This window comes from Nocardia sp. NPDC059764, assembly GCF_042732555.1.
In the GTDB taxonomy this organism is placed as follows: Bacteria; Actinomycetota; Actinomycetes; order Mycobacteriales; family Mycobacteriaceae; genus Nocardia.
The window spans coordinates 1-15,517 of the sequence record NZ_JBHWHH010000122.1; the positions used below are offsets into that span (position 1 = coordinate 1).

At 69.3% G+C, this 15,517-nt stretch carries 15 protein-coding genes; 11 read left to right on the forward strand and 4 right to left on the reverse strand.

What is annotated here, in order from left to right; genetic code table 11:
• The first annotated feature begins 210 nt into the window (after positions 1 to 210).
• The 8 genes from ACFV4K_RS24215 to ACFV4K_RS24250 all read left to right on the forward strand — a co-directional run bounded on the left by ACFV4K_RS24215 (position 211) and on the right by ACFV4K_RS24250 (position 8,563).
• Complete coding sequence (locus ACFV4K_RS24215) at positions 211 to 1,017, forward strand: (2Fe-2S)-binding protein (protein WP_379277918.1); 807 nt, start codon at positions 211 to 213, stop codon at positions 1,015 to 1,017.
• A 180-nt stretch (positions 1,018 to 1,197) separates the two neighbouring features.
• Complete coding sequence (gene thrS / locus ACFV4K_RS24220; RefSeq protein ID WP_379277919.1) at positions 1,198 to 3,255, forward strand: threonine--tRNA ligase; 2,058 nt, start codon at positions 1,198 to 1,200, stop codon at positions 3,253 to 3,255.
• Entirely contained in the window at positions 3,252 to 3,851 is a 600-nt protein-coding gene (locus ACFV4K_RS24225) for an HIT family protein (protein WP_379277921.1), read from the forward strand. The genes thrS and ACFV4K_RS24225 overlap by 4 nt, the downstream gene beginning before the upstream one ends.
• A gap of 100 nt (positions 3,852 to 3,951) precedes the next feature.
• Positions 3,952 to 4,623, forward strand: a complete 672-nt coding sequence (pgsA, locus tag ACFV4K_RS24230) for a phosphatidylinositol phosphate synthase (RefSeq protein ID WP_379277922.1) — start codon at positions 3,952 to 3,954, stop codon at positions 4,621 to 4,623.
• A gap of 20 nt (positions 4,624 to 4,643) precedes the next feature.
• A complete protein-coding gene (locus ACFV4K_RS24235; RefSeq protein ID WP_379277943.1) occupies positions 4,644 to 5,624 on the forward strand; it encodes a phosphatidylinositol mannoside acyltransferase in 981 nt (326 codons plus the stop codon).
• Positions 5,621 to 6,745 carry a glycosyltransferase family 4 protein gene (locus tag ACFV4K_RS24240; RefSeq protein WP_379277924.1) on the forward strand — a complete coding sequence of 375 codons (1,125 nt, stop codon included), beginning with the start codon at positions 5,621 to 5,623 and terminating at the stop codon, positions 6,743 to 6,745. Before ACFV4K_RS24235 ends, ACFV4K_RS24240 begins: the two co-directional genes overlap by 4 nt.
• Positions 6,745 to 7,785, forward strand: a complete 1,041-nt coding sequence (locus ACFV4K_RS24245; protein WP_379277945.1) for an NUDIX hydrolase — start codon at positions 6,745 to 6,747, stop codon at positions 7,783 to 7,785. The genes ACFV4K_RS24240 and ACFV4K_RS24245 overlap by 1 nt, the downstream gene beginning before the upstream one ends.
• Positions 7,786 to 7,894: 109 nt before the next feature.
• On the forward strand, positions 7,895 to 8,563 hold the full coding sequence (locus ACFV4K_RS24250) for a hypothetical protein (RefSeq protein WP_379277926.1): 669 nt from the start codon (positions 7,895 to 7,897) through the stop codon (positions 8,561 to 8,563).
• A gap of 21 nt (positions 8,564 to 8,584) precedes the next feature.
• On the opposite strand, the gene ACFV4K_RS24255 is transcribed toward ACFV4K_RS24250, so the two are convergent.
• Positions 8,585 to 9,862 carry a hypothetical protein gene (locus ACFV4K_RS24255; RefSeq protein WP_379277927.1) on the reverse strand — a complete coding sequence of 426 codons (1,278 nt, stop codon included), beginning with the start codon at positions 9,860 to 9,862 and terminating at the stop codon, positions 8,585 to 8,587.
• 224 nt (positions 9,863 to 10,086) lie between these two features.
• Between ACFV4K_RS24255 and pdxS the strand changes: the two genes are divergently transcribed.
• The 3 genes from pdxS (at position 10,087) to ACFV4K_RS24270 (ending at position 12,701) form a co-directional block, all read left to right on the forward strand.
• Complete coding sequence (gene pdxS / locus ACFV4K_RS24260; protein ID WP_357083676.1) at positions 10,087 to 10,989, forward strand: pyridoxal 5'-phosphate synthase lyase subunit PdxS; 903 nt, start codon at positions 10,087 to 10,089, stop codon at positions 10,987 to 10,989.
• Positions 10,990 to 11,328: 339 nt separating this feature from the next.
• The gene (locus ACFV4K_RS24265; RefSeq protein ID WP_379277929.1) at positions 11,329 to 12,171 is read left to right on the forward strand and encodes an MHYT domain-containing protein; all 843 of its coding nucleotides are present in this window, start codon (positions 11,329 to 11,331) and stop codon (positions 12,169 to 12,171) included.
• Between the two features lie 89 nt (positions 12,172 to 12,260).
• Positions 12,261 to 12,701 carry an SRPBCC family protein gene (locus ACFV4K_RS24270; protein ID WP_379277930.1) on the forward strand — a complete coding sequence of 147 codons (441 nt, stop codon included), beginning with the start codon at positions 12,261 to 12,263 and terminating at the stop codon, positions 12,699 to 12,701.
• 22 nt (positions 12,702 to 12,723) lie between these two features.
• On the opposite strand, the gene ACFV4K_RS24275 is transcribed toward ACFV4K_RS24270, so the two are convergent.
• The 3 genes from ACFV4K_RS24275 to ACFV4K_RS24285 form a co-directional block, all read right to left on the reverse strand.
• A complete protein-coding gene (locus ACFV4K_RS24275; RefSeq protein ID WP_379277932.1) occupies positions 12,724 to 13,335 on the reverse strand; it encodes a hypothetical protein in 612 nt (203 codons plus the stop codon).
• A 70-nt stretch (positions 13,336 to 13,405) separates the two neighbouring features.
• Positions 13,406 to 14,212, reverse strand: coding sequence for a PaaX family transcriptional regulator C-terminal domain-containing protein (locus tag ACFV4K_RS24280; protein ID WP_379277946.1), 807 nt, complete (start codon positions 14,210 to 14,212; stop codon positions 13,406 to 13,408).
• 53 nt (positions 14,213 to 14,265) lie between these two features.
• Positions 14,266 to 15,486, reverse strand: a complete 1,221-nt coding sequence (locus ACFV4K_RS24285; protein WP_379277934.1) for a saccharopine dehydrogenase family protein — start codon at positions 15,484 to 15,486, stop codon at positions 14,266 to 14,268.
• Positions 15,487 to 15,517 lie beyond the last annotated feature (31 nt).

Here is a 15,517-nt window from a genome sequence, read left to right on the forward strand (position 1 = left end):
GGCTTCCCCACCGGGAATGCCCGCGCCCGCACCGTTTTCGGCGCGTCGGCCGCGTGCCCGCGGGCCCGCGCCGTACGCTGAGCGCGCCTCGCGGTGAACGCGAGGTGATCGGGTGCGCCGGAGGTCGAGGGGGAGCCGTCCACTTCGGCGCGGAAACGTGACATCGTGGGTAGTAATCACCGTGAACGGCCGGATCGGAGTCGAATGGAAATGGTTGCGCAGCCCCCCGTTTCACAGGCCCTCGTGCCGGGCACCGACCTGCTACGCCCGGAGTGGCTGGCCGAACGGATCGCCGACATGGGGATCTCGTGGGGGACTGCCGACTCACGGGTCTCGGGGACCCTGTGGTGGTGCATGGCCGCCTCGTCCTTGGTGGACCCGATCGTCGCGGCGATCGCCGACGCCGCGCCCGCCTTCGACCCCGCGCTCGAGCACATCGTCCTCGAGATCCGGCCGGACGGCGGCGTCGAACGGGTGCTGGGCGAACCGCACGGCTACCGGATCGCCGCCCACCTGCTCGCCCTCGGAGCTGACGCGGTGCCGGCCCCGGACGCTGCCGCCGCCTCGCGCCCGGATCCGCTGACGCCCGCACCGACCGGTGTCACCGCGTCCGACACCCCCGCCGCCAACCTCGAAGGCTGCGCCTCGGGACCTGAAAGCGGTTGCGCGACAGCATCTGTCGGTCACGCGCTGCGCCACACCCTGTCCCGGGTGATCCCCGTGGTCGCAGAGGTCTCCGGCGCGGGCGTGGCCTCCCTGTGGGCGATCGTGGCCGACGCCATCGGCAATCGCGCCCTCGACATCGGCGCCGAGGAAGCCGGTGCGCGGCTGGCCCGCGATGTGGCCGGACGCCTCCCGGTGCCCCGATTCCAGGACGTCGGCGGCCGCACCTTCGTGCGCCGTATCTCCTGCTGCCTGGTCTTCGAGGTCCCCGGCTGCACCATGTGCACCAGCTGCCCCAAGCGCCCCGCCGCTGAGCGCGAGGTCCTGCTCGCCGAGGTCGCCGCGCGCGGCTGACGGCGCGGGCGGACCGAACACCCTGGGGCGCAGGGGTGGTCCATCGGCGCGCGGGGACAACCGTGCCGATAGAGTGGTGGCCGCCGGGGCTCTGCCCTTCACGAGGGGGGTGCCCGGTCGTCATGTCCAACCTGTACGGCGGATGGATCGCCGCCGTGAAACGCCTAGGAGTGTCCAGCCGTGACCACCTCACCCCAGCAGACCCCAGTCGCCCGCGTCCGGGTCACGGCTGGGACTACCGCCGGGGCCGCGGTGCGTGAGGCGGACCTGCCGAGCAAGGGCGCGAACGCGGTGCTCGTGGTGCGCGACGCCGACGGCGCGCTCAAGGACCTGACCTGGGTGCCCGAGCTGGACACCGAGGTGGAGGTCGTCACCGCTGATTCCCCCGACGGCCGCAATGTGATCCGGCATTCGGCCGCGCACGTGCTGGCCCAGGCCGTGCAGCAGGAGTTCCCCGAGGCCAAGCTGGGCATCGGCCCGTACATCAAGGACGGCTTCTACTACGACTTCCAGGTCGACCGTCCCTTCACCCCGGAGGATCTGGCCAAGCTGGAGTCCCGGATGAAGAAGATCATCAAAGGCGCGCAGCGGTTTTCGCGCCGGGTGGTCGAGATCGACGAGGCCCGGGTCGAACTGGCCAAGGAGCCGTTCAAGCTCGAGCTCATCTCCGACAAGTCGGGCATCGACGATCCGGAGGTCATGGAGGTCGGCGGCAAAGAGCTGACCATCTACGACAACCTGGACCCGCGCAGCGGCGAGAAGATCTGGGGCGACCTGTGCCGCGGCCCGCACCTGCCGACCACCAAGTACATTCCCGCGTTCAAGCTGACCCGCTCCTCCGCCGCCTACTGGCGTGGTGACCAGTCCCGCGAGGATCTGCAGCGCATCTACGGCACCGCCTGGGAGTCCACCGAGGCCCAGGACGAGCACCTGCGCCTGCTGGAAGAGGCCGAGAAGCGCGACCACCGCAAGCTCGGCCTGGAACTGGACCTGTTCTCCTTCCCCGACGAGCTGGGCTCGGGCCTGCCGGTGTTCCACCCCAAGGGCGGCATCATCCGCAAGGAGCTCGAGGACTACTCGCGCCGCCGCCACACCGCCGCCGGCTACGAGTTCGTCAACACCCCGCACATCACCAAGGGCCACCTCTTCGAGGTCTCCGGCCACCTGGACTGGTACCGCGAGGGCATGTTCCCGGCCATGCACCTGGACGCCGAACTCAACGAGGACGGCACCGTCCGCAAGCCCGGCCAGGACTACTACGTCAAGCCGATGAACTGCCCGATGCACAACCTGATCTTCCGGTCGCGCGGGCGCTCCTACCGTGAACTGCCGCTGCGCATGTTCGAGTTCGGCTCGGTCTACCGCTACGAGAAGTCCGGCGTCGTGCACGGCCTGACCCGGGTTCGCGGCATGACCCAGGACGACGCGCACATCTACTGCACCAAGGAGCAGATGCACGCGGAGCTCACCTCCACGCTGCAGTTTGTTCTGAGCCTGCTGCGCGACTACGGCCTCGACGACTTCTACCTGGAGCTCTCCACCAAGGACCCGAAGAAGTTCGTGGGTTCCGACGAGCTGTGGGAGGAGGCCACCGAGACCCTGCGCAAGGTGGCTACCGACTCCGGTCTGGAACTGGTCCCGGATCCGGGCGGCGCCGCGTTCTACGGCCCGAAGATCTCCGTGCAGGCCAAGGACGCGCTGGGCCGCACCTGGCAGATGTCGACCATCCAGCTCGACTTCAACCTGCCCGAGCGCTTCGAGCTCGAGTACACCGGCTCCGACGGCGCCAAGCACCGCCCGGTCATGATCCACCGCGCGCTGTTCGGTTCCATCGAGCGCTTCTTCGGCGTGCTCACCGAGCACTACGCGGGCGCGTTCCCGGCGTGGCTGTCGCCGGTGCAGGTGGTCGGCATCCCGGTCGCCGAGGCGTTCGCCGAGCACCTGGACAAGGTGATCGAGCAGTTGCAGGACAACGGGATTCGCGCCGAGCTCGACCGCAGCGACGACCGCATGCAGAAGAAGATCTTCAACCAGACCGCGCAGAAGGTGCCGTTCATGCTGCTGGCCGGCGCGCGCGACGTGGAGGGCGACGCGGTCAGCTTCCGCTTCCGGGACGGCACCCAGGTCAACGGCGTGCCGGTGGCCGACGCGGTGGCCACCGTCGTGGACTGGGTGCGGCGGCGGGAGAACAGCTCGCCGACCGCGGAGGGCTTCGAGATCCGCAAGGCGGGTCGATGAGCGAAGCATTCGTGCCCGTGCCCGAGCAGATCGTGGACACCGGTGCGGGGGATCCGGATCGCCTGCAGCGGTTGTGGACCCCGTACCGGATGTCCTACATCACCGGTGAGGCCGAGGATCGCGACACCACGGCCGAGCCGAAGGCCGACGCGCCCAAGAAGACCGGGCACCCCTTCACCGACATCCCCGAGATGTCGGACGAGGACGGGCTGATCATCGCGCGCGGTGAATCGGTGTACGCGGTGCTGAATCTGTACCCGTACAACCCCGGCCACATGATGGTGGTGCCCTACCGTCGCGTCGCCAACCTCGAGGACCTCACCGCCGCGGAGAGCGCCGAGCTGATGGCGTTCACACAGCAGGCGATCCGGGTGATGAAGCAGGTGTCGCGGCCCGAGGGCTTCAATGTCGGGCTGAATCTCGGTGGCGTTGCCGGGGGTTCACTCGCCGATCATCTGCATCAACATATCGTGCCGCGCTGGAGTGGGGACGCGAACTTCATTACCGTCGTCGGCGGAGTGAAGGTGATGCCGCAGCTGCTCCGGGAGACCCGGGCGCTGCTGGCACAGGCGTGGAAGGAAGCGGATTCGGCATGAGCGGGTCAGGCCCGGAGGCGGTAGCGAAGCGTGACCATGGAGGGCTCCCGCTCATGTCCGAAGGGCGCCGCATGAGCGGTAGTGGCCGGGAGTTTGTAGCGTGCTGAGCTTCTTCGGTCGCGAGACGTTCGCCAAAGCGACCGCGCCCCTGGGCAAAGCGCTGGTGAGCACGGGGCTGACGCCCGACGCCATGACGCTCATCGGCACCACCGCCTCGATCGCCGCGGCGGTGACGCTGTTCCCGACCGATCACCTGTTCTGGGGAACCATGGTGATCTGGCTGTTCGTCATGTTCGACATGCTGGACGGCGCCATGGCCCGCGCGCGCGGCGGCGGCACGAAATACGGTGCGGTGCTGGACGCCACGTGTGATCGCGTGGCCGACGGCGCCATCTTCGCGGCGCTGGCCTGGTGGGCGGTGTACACCGAGCACTCGAAGCACCTGTTCGTGGCGACCCTCGTGGTACTGGTGACCTCGCAGGTCATCTCCTACGCCAAGGCGCGCGCGGAGGCCAGCGGGCTCTCGGCGGACGGCGGCCTGATCGAGCGGCCCGACCGGCTGGTCATCGTGTTGGTCGGCACCGGACTCACCGGTATCGGCGGCTATTTCGGCATCGAATGGCTGTCGTACGCGGTGTATGTCGCCATGTACATCCTCGCCGTGCTCAGCATCATCACCGTTTTCCAGCGTGTGCTGGCGGTTCGCAATTCGCCCGGCGCCCGCGACATCATCGCCCCCGCGGCGCAGGCCCCGGAGGAACCGCAGCGGTGACAACCGATTTCACGTCCGCGATGACCGACAAGGCATACGCGGCCGGATGGCGGCTGGTCCGCGCCCTGCCCGAGCGAACCGCGCGCCGCCTGTTCGACCGGGGCGCGGACCTCGCCGCCCGCAAGGCGAACAAGGCCGCGCGCCGGGGCAATCCGAACCAGCTGCGCAAGAACCTGGCGCGGGTGCTCGGCACCACGCCGGACCTGGTGCCGGACAGCCTGATCCGCGACAGCATGCGCTCCTACGCCCGCTACTGGCGTGAGGCGTTCCGGCTGCCGTCGATGGACCACGCCGCATTGGGCAAGTCGCTGCGCGTGGCGGGCATCGAGCACCTCGACGCCGCGCTGGCCCGCGGCAAGGGTGTGCTGCTGGTGCTGCCGCATTCGGGCAACTGGGATATGGCCGGGGTCTGGCTGGTCCAGAACTACGGCCAGTTCTCCACCGTCGCCGAGCGTTTGAAGCCGGAGTCGCTGTTCGAGCGGTTCGTCGAATACCGGGAGACCCTCGGCTTCGAGGTGTTCCCGCTGACCGGCGGTGAGCAGCCGCCGTTCCCGCAGTTGGCGGAACGGTTGCGGGACAACAAGATCGTGTGCCTGATGGGGGAGCGCGACATCACCGGCAAGGGCGTGCCCGTCACGTTCTTCGGCGAGGACAGCTGGCTGCCGGCGGGCGCGGCCAAGCTCGCCCAGGACACCGGGGCGGCGCTGCTGCCCGTGCACTGCTGGTTCACCGCCGACGCCGACGGCCGCGAAGGCTGGGGCATGCAGGTGTTCGAGGCCCTGGATCCGGCGGGCGGCATGGCCCCCGCCACCCAGGCGCTGACCGACGTGTTCGCGGCCAATATCGCCGCCCATCCGGCCGACTGGCACATGTTGCAGCCGGTGTGGAAGAGTGATTTGTCGCAGGCCAGGCTGGATCGCATCGCGGCCGCGCAGCAGGCGCTGGGCTCTCGGGAGCAGCAGGCATTGGGCTCCGAGGAGCCGGGGACAGGGGCACTATGAGGATCGGCATGGTCTGCCCGTACTCGTTCGATGTTCCGGGCGGGGTGCAGTCGCATGTCGTGGAGCTGGCGCAGGTGCTCATCGAGCGCGGCCACAAGGTGAGCGTGCTCGCGCCCGCCGCCGACGACACGCCGCTGCCCGAGTTCGTGGTCTCCGCCGGTAAAGCGGTCGCGATCCCCTACAACGGGTCGGTCGCGCGACTGTCCTTCGGGCCCACCGCCTACACCCGCATCCGGCGTTGGATCGCCGACAACGACTTCGACGTCCTGCACATCCACGAACCCAACGCGCCCAGCCTGTCCATGCTCGCGTTGAAGATCGCGGAGGGGCCGATCGTGGCCACCTTCCACACCTCGACCACGAAATCGCTGGTGCTGAGTACTTTCCAGGGCGTGCTGCGGCCGTACCACGAGAAGATCAGCGGCCGGATCGCGGTGAGCGAGCTGGCCCGGCGCTGGCAGGTGGAGGCGCTGGGCGGCGACGCGGTCGAGATCCCCAACGGGGTCGACGTGCCCGCGTTCGCGCACGCGCCGCTGCTCGACGGCTACCCGAAGCCCGGCAAGTCGGTGCTGTTCCTGGGCCGGTTCGACGAACCGCGCAAGGGCATGGAGGTCCTGCTGGGCGCGCTGCCCGAACTGGTTCGCCGGCATCCCGGCGTGGAGATCCTGATCGTCGGGCGCGGTGACGAGGACCGGTTGCGCCGCGAGGCCGGGGAGAATGCGGGACACCTGCGGTTCCTGGGGCAGGTCACCGATGCCGAGAAGGCCTCGGCCATGCGCAGCGCCGACGTGTACGTCGCGCCCAACCTGGGTGGCGAGAGCTTCGGCATCGTGCTGGTGGAGGCCATGGCCGCCGGAACCGCCGTGGTGGCCAGCGATCTGGACGCCTTCCGCCGGGTGCTGCGCGACGGCACCGCGGGCATGCTGGTGCCGGTCGGCGACTCCGCGCGGCTGTCGGCGGCGATCAGCGCCATGCTCACCGACGACGAGCGGCGCGAGGAGTACATCCGCACCGCCAATCAGGTTGTCGGCGAATATGATTGGCCGGTCGTGGCCGAGCAGATCCTGCGGGTGTACGAGACCGTCACCGTCGGCGACGTGCGCGTCAGGACCGCCGGATGATCACTTTCTCCGCGACGACCATTCTGGTTCTCGCCCTTGTCGCGGCGGCCGTCATCGCCGCCGCGGTCTGGGCGTACACCACCGCCAACCGCCTCGACCGGCTGCATGTGCGCACCGACCAGGCCCGCCACGCGCTGGACGCGGCGCTGGCGCGGCGCGCGGTCGTCGCGCGGTCGGTGGCGACCACGCTGGCCGGTCTCTACGATCCGGCGCTGGTCGAGCAGGCGCGGCGGTTGACCGCGCTGGCCGACCGCGCCGAACGCTCCAATTGGCGGGACCGCGAGACCGTCGAGAACCAGCTGGCCGCCGCGCTGTCCGCGGTCGACATCGCGTTGCTGCCGCCGCAGCTGGTGGCCGAACTGGCCGACGCCGAGGCACGGGTGCTCATCGCCCGCCGCTTCCACAACGACGCCGTCCGCGACACCCTCGCCCTGCGCACCCGACGCCTGGTCCGGTGGCTGCACCTCGGCGGTACCGCGCCGCTGCCGGTGTACTTCGAGATCGCCGAACGGGTCACCGCGGCCGCCTCGACCGGCCTCGAGGTCGACACCGTCCGGACCTCGGCCCGTGTGGTGCTGATCGACGAGCAGGATCGGGTGCTGCTGTTGCAGGGCGTCGACCCGAAGGTTCCGGATGTGCCGTTCTGGTTCACCATCGGCGGCGGCGTCGATCCGGGGGAGACGTTGCGCGAGGCCGCGATCCGCGAACTCTACGAGGAGACCGGTCACGCCGCCGACTCGTCGGCGCTGCGCGGTCCGCTGTGGCGGCGTGTCGCGGTGTTCCCGTTCAACGGTGAGCTGATCCGCTCCGAGGAACTCTTCTTCGCGCTGCGCGCCAAGAGTTTCGACCCGGTCCCCACCAACCTGAACTTCATCGAACGCCGCTCCATCACCGGCAACAAGTGGTGCACCCCCACCGATATCGCCCACCTCGACCACTCGGGCGAAACGGTGTACCCGTACCACCTCGATCACCTGCTCGCCGAGGCGATCACCGCCGCCGACTCCGACACCGATCCCGAAGTCCGTTCCATCCGCTGACCCCGGGCGCGTCCGCTGGGTGGGACCGCGGGCGCGAACCCCGTCCGCCGGAGCCGATCCGCGGTTACGGTGGGCCGATCAATGGTGATCTGTGGCAAGGACTTACGGCATGAAGTTGATGTACGCGTTGTGGGGTGCGGATCTGGGGGAGCGGCTGCGCGGCGAGCAGCTGCGCAAGGAGCTGGCCGGGCTGGGCGTCAGCGCCTTGCAGGTGAACGTCCGGGACGCCGACGTGGAGGCCGCCCAGGTGCGGCACACCACCTATGGCGCGCCGATCGACGCCATCGTCAGCGTGTGGACCGAGGGTGACCACGAGGCCGTGACCGCCGCGCTGCGGGCGGTGGCCGACGACGTCAACGGGTGGGTCGTGCACGAGCGCCGCCCGATCGAACCGCCCGAGGTCGCCGACGGCGAGCGCACCGACGCCCTGGCCAATATCGCCATCCTGCGCATCCCCGAGAACCTCACCCGCGAGGAGTGGCTGCACAACTGGCACGTCCTGCACACCCCGGTGGCCATCGAGACCCAGGACACCTTCGGCTACGTGCAGAACACCGTCGCCCAGGCCCTCACCGAGGGCAAGCAGGTCGACGCGCTCGTCGAGGAACTGTTCCCGATGGCCGCCATGACCAGCGCGCACGCCTTCTACGGCAGCGGCGGCGACGACGCCGAACTGCAGCGCCGGGTCACGGCCATGATGGAGAGCGTGGTCCGGTTCGGGGCACACCTGAACCTGGACCTCGTCCCCACCAGCCGCTACTTCTATCAGCTGGGCTGAGCGCTCACCGATCTCGAGCGCTCAGCCGAAGAACGAACTGCGCACCGGGCCCGGTGAATTCACCGGGGTCCGGGAGCCCAGCAGCCAGGTGTCCCGGGTCGCGGCGACGAAATCGGTCAGGACCTGGTCGGGGTCGGGCGGAGTGCGGTCGTCACCCGAGTCCGGGGTGCCGTCGGCCTTCACGATCTCGCGCGCGATCTCGGACTCCGGGCGGGCATCGGCGGGCACCGATTCCGGGCCGTTGTCTCCCATGCGGGTGTGCGGCCCCCATGGTTCCACCACTATCTGGCACAGCAGGCCGCTGATGTCGGCGGCCACCGCCGACGGCCGGACCCAATAGGTGGCGTGCTCGAACAGAATCTGCCCGGACACGCGGGTGGTGAGAGCTCGGCTCAGGTCGGGGTCCAGGTCGGTGAGGGAGTAGGCCACGACGAGCGTGTCCGTCCGGTCCGGCGCGAACTCGACTACCGGCAGACCGAGCAGTTCCGCCGCGGCCAGGCCGATGACCCGGTCGGACCGGCCCGGCAGCAATGACACCGAGGACGGCGTGAGCCCGACGGAGCGCAGGATCACAGCGAGCCGGTCGAGGGTGTGGCGGCACAGTGCGAGCCGGTCACCCAGGTACGCCCAGCGGCCGGTCATCCCGGCGTCGAAGCCCCACGGCGACAGGGTCGCCAGATAGCCGCCGGTGAGCGTGTAATGCCAGCCGCGCAGGTCGGCGCCGTCCAGTGTGCTGACCGGGGCAACCCGGTCCGCGCGGAGCAGCATCCGGTGCACGCGGTCGCGGGCGGGCAGCCAGTCCTCGTCCTCGGGTACGGGCAGTCGCGCGAACTCGGTGCGGGCCCGGTCCAGATCGCCCGCCAGGATCGAGTCGTACGTCAGCAGATACCGCTCGGGGTAGGGGCGCAGGATCGATTCGTGCGCGAGCAGCGCCGCGACCGCCTCGGCGTGGCGGTGCTCGTCCTCGAACGCGTAGACCAGTTCCGAGAGGGCCAGATTGGGTTTGGTGGTGCCGGCGCGCAGGGCCTCCCGCAAGGCCGGGATCGCCGCGAACGGCACGCCGTATTCGATGCACTCGTAGCCGAAGACGGTCCAGGCATCGGGGTTGTCCGGCGCTCCCGCGGCGGCCCGTGCCGCCTCCGCGAGCTTGTCCAGGTCGGCTCGGTCCGCCAATTCGGCTGTGATCGAGGCCATTTCATGGACGGGAAGGGTGTCGGCGATCCGGCGCAGCGTGCGTGCCGCGCCGCTCACATCATCCGCGGCGAGCAGCGCGCGGACCTCGTGCAATTCACTTGTCATCGTCCTCGATCCTGGCGGGCGGGACGTGTTCGGGCAAACGAGTATTTGCGGCGCGGTAGCCCTGGAATTGTGACGCCCGTCATTCCGGCGCAGGTAGGCAGTCCAGTCGTGTCGGACTGGCTATGAAGTGGCCTGAACCCGCAGCCTAGAATCGTGGTGTTCGATTCCGAGCCGATGTTCGAATTCAAACGATCCGATTGGCCCACATGACCCAGGAGTTTGCCGTGACCTCGCCTGACACCACCCCCACGATCGGTACCGCCCGCGTCAAGCGCGGCATGGCCGAGATGCTGAAGGGCGGTGTGATCATGGATGTCGTCACCCCGGAGCAGGCCAAGATCGCCGAGGACGCCGGCGCGGTCGCCGTCATGGCGCTCGAGCGGGTCCCGGCCGACATCCGCGCTCAGGGTGGCGTGTCCCGCATGTCGGATCCGGACATGATCGACGGCATCATCAACGCCGTCTCCATCCCGGTCATGGCCAAGGCCCGGATCGGCCACTTCGTCGAGGCGCAGATCCTGCAGTCGCTCGGCGTCGACTACATCGACGAGTCCGAGGTGCTGACCCCCGCGGACTACGCCAACCACATCGACAAGTTCGCCTTCACCGTCCCGTTCGTGTGTGGCGCCACCAACCTGGGCGAGGCGCTGCGCCGTATCACCGAGGGCGCGGCCATGATCCGTTCCAAGGGTGAGGCGGGCACCGGCGACGTCTCCAACGCCACCACCCACATGCGCACCATCCGCGCCGAGATCCGCCGCCTGACCTCGCTGTCCAAGGACGAGCTGTACGTGGCCGCCAAGGAACTGCAGGCCCCCTACGAGCTGGTGTGCGAGGTCGCCGAGACCGGCAAGCTGCCCGTCGTGATGTTCACCGCCGGTGGCATCGCCACCCCCGCCGACGCCGCCATGATGATGCAGCTCGGCGCCGAGGGCGTCTTCGTCGGCTCCGGCATCTTCAAGTCCGGCAACCCGGCCGAGCGCGCCGCCGCCATCGTCAAGGCCACCACCTTCCACGATGACCCCGACGTCCTGGCCAAGGTCTCCCGCGGCCTGGGCGAGGCCATGGTCGGCATCAATGTCGAGGAGATCCCGCAGCCCCACCGCCTCGCCGAGCGCGGCTGGTGATCCTCGCCGAGCGCGGCCGGTAATCGATTCGGCCGCAGCCTGATTCACACCGCCGGGTGGTCCTCGTGACCACCCGGCGGTTTTTCATTGTGCGCGAGGGACTTTCGGCCCTATTGAGTTTGCGGGGTGGGTGCTAGCTGTCAAGGGCGGCAGACGTGGCGCGCGGTCGGGCGGGGAATCGCCCATACCGGTGGCTACCTGCGTGCATACCGTCCAGCAAACTGTGATCGCTTTTCGGGCAGTGGGGTTCGGCAAATTTACTACCTGGTGTTTCGTGGCTAGTGTTCGGCTGAGTCACCGGTGAACAGTCAAATATCGTGTTTCTGGCAAGGAGCCCGCATGCTGGCGATCGACCATTTCACCTCTGGCTGGCTGACACCCGTTCTGGCCTATGCCATGTCCGTCACCGGCTCGTTGCTGGCACTGCGGTGCATGGTGCGGGCGCGGAATCAGCAGGGGCACGGCGGGTGGATCATCACCGGGGCGATCGCGCTCGGGGGGACCGGGATCTGGGTCATGCATTTCATCGCGATGCTCGGGTTCTCGGTGCAGGACAGCACTATTCGGTACAACGTGCCGATCACCTTGCTCAGTGCCGCCATCGCGATGGGGGTGGTGTGGCTGGGGCTGTACATCGTGGTGCATCAGCACGGGGAGGCGTTCGCGTTGATCACCGGCGGGACCATCACGGGGCTCGGGGTGGGGGCGATGCACTATTCGGGGATGTACGCGATGAAGACCGATGCGATGGTGGCGTACGACCCGTGGGTGGTGTTGTTGTCCATCGTGATCGCGGTGGTCGCGTCCATCGCGGCGCTCTGGTTCACGCTGCACGTGAGCGGCATCCTCTCCACGGTCAGTGCCGCGCTCATCATGGGTGTCGCGGTGTGCGGCATGCACTACACGGGGATGTTCTCCATGCACGCGCACGTGGCGGCGCACATGCACGCGCCGTCGGGGGCGCAGCCCGCGCAGCTGCTGACGCCGTTGATCATCGCGGTCAGCATGGCGACCATGATCCTGCTGTTCCAGGTCGGTATCACCGAGATCGACGAGCCGGACCTGAGCCGCATCCGCGGGCAGTACGCCAGCCGGTTCTGGCCCGCGCGCCGCGCCGGGAGCCCGCCCATGGCCGACGAGTTCCCCACCGACACCTTCGATGCCCGCCATCGGCAGTGGTGAGACACACCGCGACGGTCGTGGCCTGACGGTCCGGATGCTGATGTCATGAACGCCTGCATCGCTCCGCACATCCCGGGGAAAGGACCGTCATGCTCGCCGCGACCCGCACGGTGACCATCGCCCGCCCGATCGACCAGGTCTTCGCGTTCTTCGCCGATGCCACCAACAGCGCGCGGTGGCGCGGTGGCGTCAAGGAGATCACCGCCGAAGGCGAGCCGGCCGTGGGCACCGTCTATCGCCAGACGATCTCCGGGCCGGCCGGGCGCGGTATCTCCGCCGATGTCGAGATCACCGAGTTCCTGCCGAACCGGACGGTGGTGCTGCACGGCATCGCCGGACCGCTGCGGCCGACCGTCGCCTACACATTCGTACCGGTCGGAGAAGCGACCACCGAAGTGACGTTCTCACTGTCGGCGCAATTGTCCGGTTTGAAGAAGCTGCTCCTGAGCGGGCCGGTCCAGAAGACCATGACCGCGGAGGTCTCGGGCTTGGACCGCGCCAAGACGCTGCTCGAAACCGGGGCGGCGTAAGGCTCTTCGGTCAGGCCTCGGCTCACCCGGCCTGGACGGCCGGGCGGTCCGAGTGGTCCCAGGCGACGAGAATGTCGGCTCGTTCGGGGTGCTCGCGCTGGAATTCCAGCAGCCCGTCCACGGTGAACCCTTGCTCCGGATCGGTTCGCCGCCGCAACGCCCCCTCGGACATGCGCAGGGCGACAGTCAGATCGAAGTCCAGGCCCCGGCCCAGCAGCATGGGACCGGCGACGAACAAGACCGTCGAGTCGGCGGCGTCCCGAATTCGGGCACGGGCCGACCGGTCGGTGCGCTCATTCCACAAGGCGGGCAGGTATCGCCCGCTGTCGCGAAGCGATTTCACGACTTCGCGATTCACGGCGGCGTAGTCGAACCAGCCTGTTCGATAGGTGAATTCGCTGTCCCGGTCGTACTCCAGTCGCACCGACGCCGGTCGTACGAAATCGTGCAGCGAGATCACCTCGGCCGGCCGGCCCCGGGTCCGCAGCGCGTCGGCGACACCGGTCGCCACCGTCAGCGGCTCGGCGGCATCCGCACCGTCCACCGCCACGACCACATTGCCCGGCAGCGTCCCGGCCCGGTCGGCGATCAGCGCCAGCAGCGCATCAGGTGTGAGTGCGGTGAAATCGGGCACGCATCCATCTTGCTGGAGGCCGCGCGCCGTGCGGTGGCGGGGCTGTGGTCTCCGGGCAGCTGATCCTTCGCTATGCGCCGGTGATCTCGGCGACCGCCTCGGTGTACCAGCGGAAGAGCCGGATCGGCGGTAGAGGAGCGGCGTCGAGTTCGCGCCAGCAGTCGGCGACGGCGGCGCGGGCGCGGGCGCCGATCCAGTTCGGGGGCAGCAGTTCCGGGGGAAGCAGGGGGTCGGGGTCGACGGCGAGGTCGAATTCGACTGCCAGCGCGACCGCGAGGGTGAGTTGTTCGGTCGGTGTCGCGGTGCGCAGGGCGGTCAACGTCTGTTCGGCGAAGGACAGGAGTCGTTCGTGCCCGGCGGCGATGCGGTCCAGCGGCCACAGCCGCGCCGCCAACTCGGGGGCGTCGGTGATGCCGCCGAAGGACAGATCGGTGGTGGTGAGCGTGGTGAGCCGGTCGCCGATGCCGAGTGTGGTCGCGACCCGGGTGATTCGGTCCTCCCAGGGGTGGGGCGTGACGTACAGCCCGCCCTGGATGGGTGCGCCGCCGTGGTACACCAGGGCCTCGCGGATGGCGTCGCGGGCCTGCCGGTCGGACTCCGGGACGGCGAAGGCGGCCAGGTGCCAGACGCCGTCCCAGCCGACCTGTCCGCGGTCCTGGGCGTAGGCGAAGCGCAGGAATTCCGAGCCGGGTTCGAGGGCGGCGCGGGTCTCGGCGGTGGCGTGCAGGGTGGCTCTGCGGCCGCGGCCCTCATGGGTGAAGCGGCCCTCGGCGACCAGGCGTTTGATGCACAGCCGCACCTGCTGGTCGCTCATGCCGAGCACGGCCGCGACATCGTAGAGTTCGCCGGCGTCGATCGTGGCGTCCTCGCGGATCATGCTCTCCACGAGGGTGCGAGTCGGAATCTCCGTCGCCGGGATCGGGCCGTCCACTAGGCGCTCCTCGGGGTGGGTGTCGCGACCGGTTCGGATTCGACGAGCACCGGCGACCCGCCGCCGAACGCCCGGCCCAGGTCGGTGAAGAACCGGCGGGCGTCGATGACGGTTTCGGGCGGATGCACGCCCGGTCGCCGGGCGGTGCCGTCGATGACCTGGGACATGCCCAGCGCCAACGGGATCCCGGTCGCCTGTGCCATATCGCCGAACAGCTTATCGACGCCGCCCGCCCACCTCGGGTCCAGGTGCGCGAGGACCCGGTGTTCGCGTCCGGCGCGTTTCCCGGTGAGCGCGGCGAAGAAGGGCGGCAGGGTGCCCGGCCCTTTCGTCAGCAGCGCGGTCGGGGCCGAGCGGGTCAGCCGCCGCAGGGTGGGCCGGGCGAGCTCCCGCGCGGCACCCTCATTGGTGAGCAGGCCCGCGTCCAGGTCGCGGCGCAGCGTGTCGAGGTAGGCGAGGGTCCACGGTGTCACGACCATGAGATTGGCGGCGTCGCCGACAGGTTTCAGGCTGCGGTGCAAGGTGATCGGCTCGGGATGGCCCACCGTGTACGCGGTGCCGTGCCGCCCACCGGGCAGGGTGAGCTCGACCGGGCGCAGGGGCCGCTGCGCGAGCAACCGGCCCGCCGTCACGGCCGTGATGCTGCCGCTGGCCTGCTGCATCCAGTGCACGGCCGCCGCGGTCGGATGGCCGTCGGCGAGCAGTCCGTCGTCGGGTCCCGAGTCCGGAACATCCACGGGCCATGCGGTATACGCGTCGAACACGGTGTCCAGTTCGGCCGCCGCCAGCGTCGCGAGCAGATTGCTGATGCCCGGGCTGGCGCCCATCCCCACCACCGCGCACACCCCGGCCGCGCGGGCGTGCGAATCGAGGTCGAGCATGTCGACCGTCGGTTCCCAGTCGTCACAGATATCGAGATAGTGAGTGCCGGTGTCGATCGCGGCCCGCAGGACAGCCGGACCGAAGCGGTAATAGGGGCCCACGGTGTTCAACACCAGATCCGACTCGGTGAGCGCTCGGTGCAAGGCGGGTTCGTCGGTGATATCGAGAGCCAGCGCCGAGACAGGTACGGGCGCGTCCGCGAGCCGCCCGGCGGCACGGGTGGCGGCGTCACCGTCGCGGTCGGCGATCACCAGCCGTTCCACGCCGAGCATCCGGGCGGCGGTCTCGACGGCGGCCGCGCCCATCGCGCCCGCCGCACCCAGGGCGAGGACCTTCATGACGTACTCCTTGTTCGGAACTCAATGGTTC

What these genes read in the sequence shown, in the direction of transcription:
- ACFV4K_RS24215 (WP_379277918.1), top strand. Translation starts at nt 211, where the DNA reads ATGGTTGCGCAGCCCCCCGTTTCACAGGCCCTCGTGCCGGGCACCGAC.
- ACFV4K_RS24225 (WP_379277921.1), top strand. Translation starts at nt 3,252, where the DNA reads ATGAGCGAAGCATTCGTGCCCGTGCCCGAGCAGATCGTGGACACCGGT.
- ACFV4K_RS24235 (WP_379277943.1), top strand. Translation starts at nt 4,644, where the DNA reads ATGACCGACAAGGCATACGCGGCCGGATGGCGGCTGGTCCGCGCCCTG.
- ACFV4K_RS24240 (WP_379277924.1), top strand. Translation starts at nt 5,621, where the DNA reads ATGAGGATCGGCATGGTCTGCCCGTACTCGTTCGATGTTCCGGGCGGG.
- ACFV4K_RS24250 (WP_379277926.1), top strand. Translation starts at nt 7,895, where the DNA reads ATGAAGTTGATGTACGCGTTGTGGGGTGCGGATCTGGGGGAGCGGCTG.
- ACFV4K_RS24255 (WP_379277927.1), bottom strand. Translation starts at nt 9,862, where the DNA reads ATGACAAGTGAATTGCACGAGGTCCGCGCGCTGCTCGCCGCGGATGAT.
- ACFV4K_RS24265 (WP_379277929.1), top strand. Translation starts at nt 11,329, where the DNA reads ATGCTGGCGATCGACCATTTCACCTCTGGCTGGCTGACACCCGTTCTG.
- ACFV4K_RS24270 (WP_379277930.1), top strand. Translation starts at nt 12,261, where the DNA reads ATGCTCGCCGCGACCCGCACGGTGACCATCGCCCGCCCGATCGACCAG.
- ACFV4K_RS24280 (WP_379277946.1), bottom strand. Translation starts at nt 14,212, where the DNA reads ATGATCCGCGAGGACGCCACGATCGACGCCGGCGAACTCTACGATGTC.
- ACFV4K_RS24285 (WP_379277934.1), bottom strand. Translation starts at nt 15,486, where the DNA reads ATGAAGGTCCTCGCCCTGGGTGCGGCGGGCGCGATGGGCGCGGCCGCC.